This is a genomic window from Paenibacillus sp. NRS-1782, from assembly GCF_050467685.1.
Taxonomy (GTDB): Bacteria; Bacillota; Bacilli; order Paenibacillales; family Paenibacillaceae; genus Paenibacillus; species Paenibacillus terrae_A.
The window spans coordinates 72,939-80,852 of the sequence record NZ_JBITPH010000039.1; the positions used below are offsets into that span (position 1 = coordinate 72,939).

The following is a 7,914-nucleotide window of genomic DNA, read 5'->3' on the forward strand; positions in this document are numbered from 1 at the left end:
AATTGTGTGCCCTCGTCTGCAACGCTTTCTATAAGTAACGGTTCTATTTGCGAATCCATTCCCGTCTGCTTATGTTTCCCGTTCCATGTTGCGACTGCTTGCTGCTTTACGGATATACCGGTATGAAGCCCAGTCCGAGGTTCTCCTCCCATCCCATCATCAAGTTTAAGTTCTGAATCGCCTGTCCGGCAGCACCCTTCACGACGTTATCAATGACCGAAATAATCGTAAGACGCCCGGTCCGTGCATCTGCTGCAAAACCGATATCGCAGTAATTGGAGCCAAATACTTCCTTCGTCGCTGGCCATACACCTTCTCCGCGCACACGGACAAAAGGATGGTCTTTATAATAATCCCGGTATAGCCCGATGAGATCCTGGTCTGAGTATGCACCCTTCAACGTGACATAAATCGTACTCATAATTCCTCGGGTCATCGGAACCAGTTGTGTCGTAAACGTAATCGTAACGTCCTCACCCGCAATATCGCCCAAAACCTGTTCGATTTCAGGGATATGCTGGTGCTTGTTAATCTTGTAGGCTTTAAAATTCTCATTCATCTCCGCATAATGCGAAACGAGACTTGCTCCCCGGCCGGAGCCGGATACTCCGGATTTGGCATCTACAATTAGCGTCCGATGGTCGATCCAATCTGCCTTCAACGCAGGGATAATTCCCAGCAATGTTGCCGTTGGATAGCAGCCCGGATTAGAAATAAAAGAGACGCCAGCAAGCCTTTCTGCATATACCTCGCTAAGTCCGTATACGGCTTGCTTGAGATATTCAGGTGAAGCCGCAGGCTTTTTATACCATGCTTCGTACGTTTCCCCGCTTCGCAGTCTGAAATCCCCGGAGAGGTCAATGACCTTCAATCCGGCGTCGAGAAGCTGCGGCACCAGCTTGGTGCTGACACCAGAAGGTGTAGCTGTGAAAACCAGATCAGCCTTGGCAGCCATCTCTTGAACATCGACACCGTCCAAATCCTGAACCACAATGTCCGTCAGATGTGGAAACCCGTCACTGATCGGGACACCCGCGCTGGACGAAGAAATAACAGATACGATCTCTACCTGCGGATGATGAACTAAAAAACGAATGAGCTCCACCCCGCCATACCCGGTGGAACCGACAATTGCCACTTTTAGCTTGCTGCTCACAGACCTTCCTCCATTCCGTTCCTATGAAATATGTATTATTATACGATCTTATTCATATAAATACAACATGCTCATGTAAGTTTATCACCCAAATTTGAAATGATTGTCTATGTATTGGTATTCATTTAGATATCTCATTTGCTGCACTTGATGTCGAGGCTCCTATCAGAACCTGTATACATACAAAAAAGGAAAACCACGTTTTGCAAAAACGGATTTCCCCCTATTTAGTAGCTATAATCAACCTTTCGGCAAGCCACTTTGTTTCAGCCTTCCTTCTTAAAACCCTCACCCAATACCTCACGCGTGTTACTAATAATCACAAAAGCATCCGGATCTACCAAGCGAACAAGCGTTTTGAGACGGGTCACCTCATTTTGGCCTACCACAACCATTAGTACAGGACGTTCTTCGTTCGTATAACCGCCCCGTCCTGCCAGCTCCGTCAATCCGCGATCCAGGTCCTGTAAAATAGCCTGTGTGATCTTCTCCTTCTGATTGGATATGATATAGGCCACTTTGGAGTAGCTTAACCCCATTTCCACAGTATCAATGACCTTGCCAGTTACAAACAAACCAATTAGTGCATACAGCGCCCGCTCCGGCGATAGAGCAAAGCCAGCCAGTGTGATGACTGTACCGTCCATAAGCATGACGCAGAGTGATAGGCTGAGGCCGGTATATTTTTGAATGATCTGCGCCAAAATAGCCAGCCCACCCGTCGAGCCTCTGCCCCGGAATACAGTGCCCAATCCCAACCCTACTCCGATTCCACCATACAGCGAAGCCAGCAACGGATTCGTTGTCGGAACTGCCCAATCCTTAGTTAGATAAACGAATAAAGGTAACATGATACTTCCCAGCAGGGAACGCAAACCGTATTTCTTTCCTAACAGCAGCACCCCAGCTATAAATAACGGAATATTCATTCCCCACTGCGTATAAGCTGGTTCCAGACCAAACAGATCCTGGCCCAAAATAGATAAACCCGACACACCCCCGGATGCAATTCGGTTAGGAAGCAGGAACATATTGAAGGTCAGCGCCGTAATGAAGGAGCCGAGCACAATGAGCAGAACATCCATCACATTGCGAGCGGGGCCGCTGGCGGCAATCAGAGGCCTACGGCGTCTTCGCCGAGCAGCGGGGAGATTCATTTGGGACATCTTTCGTATTCTCCTTTAATTTAAAAATACCGTGTACACAAAAATCCCTACAGTCCATAGGCACATGGCCTATGGACTGTAGGAAAACATACAGGCTATTATTCTGCGTCCAGCTTGATCTGACTGCGCAGGTAACCGTCGATGAACGGGTCCAGATCGCCATCCATGACAGCCCATACATTGCCTGTTTCCACACTGGTACGATGATCCTTCACCATGCTGTATGGGTGGAACACGTAAGAACGAATTTGGCTGCCCCATGCAATATCGGACTGTTCCCCACGGATTTCGTCCAATTGTTGACGCTGCTCTTCAATTTTGCGCTCATAGAGTTTGGAACGAAGCATCGTCATAGCCTGCTCACGGTTCTTGATCTGGGAGCGCTCATTTTGGCAAGTTACCACAATGCCGGAAGGCAGATGCGTAATCCGAACTGCTGAATCGGTCGTGTTAATATGCTGACCGCCTGCGCCGCTGGCACGGTACGTATCAATTTTAAGATCCTCTGTCCGGATTTCCACGTCCACATCATCCGCAATTTCCGGCACGACATCACAGGATACGAACGACGTATGCCGACGACCCGAGGAATCAAATGGAGAAATGCGAACAAGCCGATGCACGCCTTTTTCTGCTTTGAGGTAGCCGTAAGCATTATAGCCCTTGATTAACAGTGTTACACTTTTGATTCCTGCTTCATCACCTGCCAGGTAATCCAGCGTTTCTACCTTAAAGCCGCGTTTTTCTGCCCAGCGTGTATACATCCGTAGCAGCATTTGACCCCAGTCCTGCGACTCGGTTCCGCCTGCCCCCGGATGCAGCTCCAAAATGGCATTCAGCTTGTCATATGGCTGATTTAAAAGCAATTGCAGTTCGAACTCCTCAAGCTTGCTCAGCAAGGATCTGATACTGTTCTCAATTTCTCCAGCTAGTGTTTCGTCGCCTTCCTCATCAGCCAGCTCAGCCATCATCCCCGCATCCTCATACTCCTGACGGAGCTGTTCATAGCTGTCTACCGAAGATTTAACCGCGTTCATTTCCGCGATCACAGCTTGGGCTTTATCGTTATCATCCCAAAAATTAGGCGCAGCCATCTTTTCCTCAAAGTTTGCGATCATTTCCTGTTTGAGATCTAAGTCAAAGAGACCCCCTAAGGTTTGTTAGTTTCTTGCCTATTTCTCTTAAATCATGTTTAACATTTGGATCAATCATTATGTCATTCTCCTTTTGGCGATGGGTTAAGGGTTTAAAAGTGTTATGAGTACGGCTGGGTGAGGAGACGCTACGCGAAGGATTTGATCTTACGAACGCTGGCGCTTCTCCAGATTCAAATTCTTCGCTTCGCTGCTGACCGCCGTAAAGTCAAACGACTTTTAAATAACCGGCTCTGGTATGTGAGCCGGGTCAAGAGCTGAAGTTCAGCTTGCTCCCCTGTATGGCACAAAATGGCCGACGGTCAGTTGGATAAACTGCCGCCTGCCATTATATGCATTACAGGAAATGAATGCTTCCCTAAATCCGTCCTTCAATCCGTTATTTTCTGCGCGGACGCGAAGGAGTAGATTTCTTTTTAGGAGCAGCAGGTTCGCCACTCGTCGAGATTTTGTCTTCGTCGATGACAGCCTGACGCTCTTGGTTGGATTCAATTTGCGCCTTCATGATGTAAGTCGCTACTTCCTCCTGGATGCTGGCGATCATGGCATGGAACATTTCAAAACCTTCAAACTGGTATTCACGCAACGGATCGGTACCACCATAAGCACGCAAGTGAATACCTTGACGCAGCTGATCCATAGCATCGATATGATCCATCCATTTGCTATCCACTGCACGCAGTACGATAACTTTCTCGAACTCACGTACCATGTCTTCGCCAATCGTCTCTTCACGTCTGTGGTATCTTTCGTTAACTTTCTCGAAGACCAGTTCAACGATCTCTTCTTTTTCTTTACCCCACAGGTCATCACGACTGATTGCATTTTCATCAAGCAGATTGTTATTCACATATTCTGCCACTTCTTCAAGTTCCCAGTTTTCAGGGATGTCATCGCCGCAATGTGCTTCCACCACACGCTCAATGACAGGCTTGATCATGTCGAACACGACTTCTTTAATGTTCTCGGATTCCAGCACTTCACGACGCTGCTTGTAAATAATAGTACGCTGCTGGTTCATCACGTCATCATACTGGAGAACGACTTTGCGCTGATCAAAGTTGTTGCCCTCAACGCGTTTTTGCGCCGATTCGATAGCACGTGTAATCATCCGACTCTCGATTGGTTGGTCTTCCTCGAAGCCCAAGCGCTCCATCATATTGAGTACGTTGTCCGCACCAAAACGCTTCATCAACTCATCACCCAGCGATAAGTAAAACTGTGTAGACCCCGGATCACCTTGGCGTCCTGCACGGCCACGAAGCTGATTATCAATACGGCGAGATTCGTGACGCTCTGTGCCGATGATGTGTAAACCACCAATACCCGATACGCCATCGCCCAACACGATGTCTGTACCCCGCCCTGCCATGTTCGTGGCAATGGTTACTGAACCCGCTTCACCTGCGCGGGAAATGATTTCAGCTTCCTCGGCATGATACTTGGCGTTAAGTACTTTATGCCGGACGCCTTTGCGTTTCAGCATTTCGGAAAGAAGCTCCGAATTTTCAATAGAAATCGTACCTACCAATATCGGCTGGTTGTTTTTGTGGCGCTCCACAATCTCATCCACTACCGCATGGAATTTACCTTTTACGCTCTTGTATACTACGTCAGGCATATCCACACGCTGATTTGCCCGGTTCGTAGGGATCTGGAGAACCTCCAGGCCATATATTTTTTTAAATTCTTCTTCTTCTGTTTTAGCTGTACCCGTCATACCCGCCAATTTGCGATACATACGGAAATAGTTTTGGAAAGTAATCGTCGCCAGCGTCATGCTCTCGTTCTGTACAACGATGTTTTCCTTCGCTTCAATCGCCTGATGCAAACCATCGCTGTAGCGACGTCCGGCCATTAGACGGCCTGTGAACTCATCGACAATCAGAACTTCGCCGTCAGCTACGACATAATCCACATCCAGACGCATAATAGCGTTAGCCTTCAAGGCTTGTACGATGTGGTGATTGATTGTAACACTTTCCTGATCGTACAGGTTCTCCAGTCCGAAGAAATTCTCAGCCTTGGATACACCATTCTCGGTCAAAGCAACCGACTTCACCTTGATATCCAAGGTGTAATCTTCTTCAACATTCAGACTCTTCACAAAACGGTCAGCCGCAAAATACAGCTCCGTGGATTTCTGAGCTTGTCCAGAGATAATCAGCGGCGTACGAGCTTCATCGACGAGAATTGAATCCACTTCATCAATGATACAGAAATACAACGGACGTTGTACCATCTGTTCTTTGTAAAGCACCATGTTGTCACGCAGGTAGTCGAATCCAAACTCATTGTTCGTTCCGTATGTGATGTCACAAGCATATGCCGCTTGCTTTTCTCCATGACCCAGACCGGCCAAATTCAGCCCAACCGACATGCCCAGGAAGTTATAGATTTGTCCCATTTCTCCACTGTCACGTTGCGCCAAATAGTCATTGACCGTAACCACGTGCACGCCTTTACCCAACAGTGCATTCAAATAAACCGGCAGTGTTCCCACCAGTGTTTTACCTTCGCCAGTTTTCATTTCGGCAATTCTACCTTCATGCAGCGCAATACCACCAAGCATCTGAACGTCATAATGACGTTTGCCCAATACCCGCTTGGACGCCTCACGAACGGTTGCGAAAGCATCCGGCAAAATCTCTTCCGCCGTAGTTCCCTGCTCAATCCGGGCTTTAAACTCCGCCGTTTTCGCTTGCAGCTCCTCATCCGATAGCTTCTCGAAATCCGGCTCAAATTTATTGATCAGCTCAACCGTCTTCATTAAACGCTTGACGTCACGTTCGTTTGTATCTCCAAAAATTTTCTTTACAATTCCTAACATGGTTTACCCCTTTCACGCAAAACAATTAATAGAATCAATTTCACAATAAGAAAGGGTCCATGATGAAATTGATCCCGATATGTTTGACAGGCCCGGCTATACCAGCCCATCGTGCGATGTTCTTTGCATAAATTGTAACAGTTTGTAGGACATGCCGCAACACAAGCCGCTCCCTGATTTGCATCCGGTTAAAGATACCAAAACAATTGACGCATGAAATACATAATTAGTTACGTTTATTTGCATTAAAATTACATTTCATTTTCAGAAAAACATATAAAAGAGCCCTATCCCGCCAGGTTCGCAAGGATAAGGCTCGTCGTTATTTTCATTCTTCCCAATCTCCAATGAAGCATGCTTTCAATCGGGAACCCTCTATTCATTTTCAAACAAGATAAGTTCCTGTCTTACAGATTATTCCCGTTCGATCAGGCCGTATTTACCATCATTGCGCTTGTAAACCACGCTGACTTCTTCGTTATCAATATTGGCAAATACAAAGAAATTATGTCCAACCATGTTCATTTGAAGAATAGCCTCTTCCACATCCATCGGTTTCAATAAGAAACGCTTGGTGCGGACGACTTCCAGCTCATCCAATTCTGCATCTTCAGCAACAGCCACGCCACCTGCCGTATCTTCAACAAAAAGGGTTTTCAAGCTGCCTTCCTGACGAAATTTACGGTTCAGCTTGGTTTTATGCTTGCGAATCTGCCGCTCAAGCTTGTCTACCACGGCATCAATAGACGCATACATATCGTCGCTTTCGTCTTCGGCACGGAGTACAAGCCCCGGCAAAGGAATGGTTACTTCTACAGTGTGCAAATCTCTGGTTGTGCTTAACGTTACACTTCCGTCAGACGTCGGGGGTGCATCGAAATACTTCTCAAGTCTGCTGAATTTCTTATCAACGTATTCCTTCAAAGCGTCGGTAACCTCGATCTGTTGACCTCGTACTGTTAAGTTCATAGGGCACGCCTCCTTTGCTCCTCCAGTATAACACATATGTTAACGCCAAGTAAAAAAAGCACCCGACATTTCGGAGGTATTTTACAAAATTCTGTTTTTTTCGATAAAACGCTGCTCTGCTGCAACGTGGCATTATGTATTCCCGGCTTTACGTTCTACTTTAACGAACAAGAAGGGGTGGCCTTTTTGTAATACCCAGAAGACATAAAAAAGCCCTGGAATACATTCCAGGGCAGTTGCTAGCGCGTTATCCATTGCTAACCATCTTACCGATTATGTAGGTCGGCTATGCCGGGGATGATTATAATTTGGCTACGTTAGCGGCTTGTGGTCCACGTGCGCCTTCGACAATGTCGAACTCCACGTCTTGTCCTTCTTCAAGTGTTTTGAAGCCTTCTGTTTGAATTGCGGAAAAATGAACGAATACGTCGCCGCCATCAGCAGTTTCAATGAAACCATAACCTTTTTCTGCGTTAAACCATTTAACTTTACCTTGCATGCACTAACATTCCCTTCGTCATCAAATGAAGTGAAGCTCTCGCCCACATTTCCGACTATACCATCCAAAGTTATCCATTGTCAATTGGAATTGATAATGTTTTCATGTATAGTTATTCCATATATCACGTCTGTTGATTA

The 7,914-nt window shown here is 46.7% G+C and carries 7 protein-coding genes; 1 reads left to right on the forward strand and 6 read right to left on the reverse strand.

Going from position 1 to position 7,914, the window contains the following annotated elements:
• Positions 1–106: 106 nt before the first annotated feature.
• The 3 genes from argC to prfB all read right to left on the reverse strand — a co-directional run bounded on the left by argC (position 107) and on the right by prfB (position 3,534).
• Positions 107–1,156: an N-acetyl-gamma-glutamyl-phosphate reductase gene (gene argC / locus ACIFQM_RS14660; RefSeq protein ID WP_430041045.1), complete on the reverse strand. Its 1,050-nt coding sequence runs from the start codon at positions 1,154–1,156 to the stop codon at positions 107–109.
• 266 nt (positions 1,157–1,422) lie between these two features.
• Positions 1,423–2,322 carry a YitT family protein gene (locus ACIFQM_RS14665; RefSeq protein WP_430041044.1) on the reverse strand — a complete coding sequence of 300 codons (900 nt, stop codon included), beginning with the start codon at positions 2,320–2,322 and terminating at the stop codon, positions 1,423–1,425.
• Positions 2,323–2,420: 98 nt separating this feature from the next.
• Positions 2,421–3,534 (reverse strand): peptide chain release factor 2 gene (gene prfB / locus ACIFQM_RS14670; RefSeq protein WP_430045568.1). Its coding sequence is split into 2 segments (ribosomal slippage): positions 2,421–3,461 and positions 3,463–3,534, totalling 1,113 coding nucleotides; the frame shifts between segments, so codons are not numbered across the junction.
• Between the two features lie 59 nt (positions 3,535–3,593).
• On the opposite strand from prfB, the gene ACIFQM_RS14675 reads away from it, so the two are divergent.
• Positions 3,594–3,737: a hypothetical protein gene (locus tag ACIFQM_RS14675; protein ID WP_430041042.1), complete on the forward strand. Its 144-nt coding sequence runs from the start codon at positions 3,594–3,596 to the stop codon at positions 3,735–3,737.
• A 118-nt stretch (positions 3,738–3,855) separates the two neighbouring features.
• On the opposite strand, the gene secA is transcribed toward ACIFQM_RS14675, so the two are convergent.
• From secA to ACIFQM_RS14690, 3 genes are all read right to left on the reverse strand, one after another.
• Positions 3,856–6,306, reverse strand: coding sequence for a preprotein translocase subunit SecA (secA, locus tag ACIFQM_RS14680; protein ID WP_430065724.1), 2,451 nt, complete (start codon positions 6,304–6,306; stop codon positions 3,856–3,858).
• A 414-nt stretch (positions 6,307–6,720) separates the two neighbouring features.
• Positions 6,721–7,275, reverse strand: a complete 555-nt coding sequence (gene hpf / locus ACIFQM_RS14685; RefSeq protein WP_137060524.1) for a ribosome hibernation-promoting factor, HPF/YfiA family — start codon at positions 7,273–7,275, stop codon at positions 6,721–6,723.
• A gap of 301 nt (positions 7,276–7,576) precedes the next feature.
• Positions 7,577–7,774, reverse strand: coding sequence for a cold shock domain-containing protein (locus ACIFQM_RS14690; RefSeq protein WP_430045564.1), 198 nt, complete (start codon positions 7,772–7,774; stop codon positions 7,577–7,579).
• Positions 7,775–7,914: the final 140 nt, after the last annotated feature.

Excerpts from the sequence above, each read along its gene's own strand:
- secA (WP_430065724.1), bottom strand. The coding sequence starts at position 6,306 with ATGTTAGGAATTGTAAAGAAAATTTTTGGAGATACAAACGAACGTGAC.
- ACIFQM_RS14690 (WP_430045564.1), bottom strand. The coding sequence starts at position 7,774 with ATGCAAGGTAAAGTTAAATGGTTTAACGCAGAAAAAGGTTATGGTTTC.
- ACIFQM_RS14665 (WP_430041044.1), bottom strand. The coding sequence starts at position 2,322 with ATGTCCCAAATGAATCTCCCCGCTGCTCGGCGAAGACGCCGTAGGCCT.
- hpf (WP_137060524.1), bottom strand. The coding sequence starts at position 7,275 with ATGAACTTAACAGTACGAGGTCAACAGATCGAGGTTACCGACGCTTTG.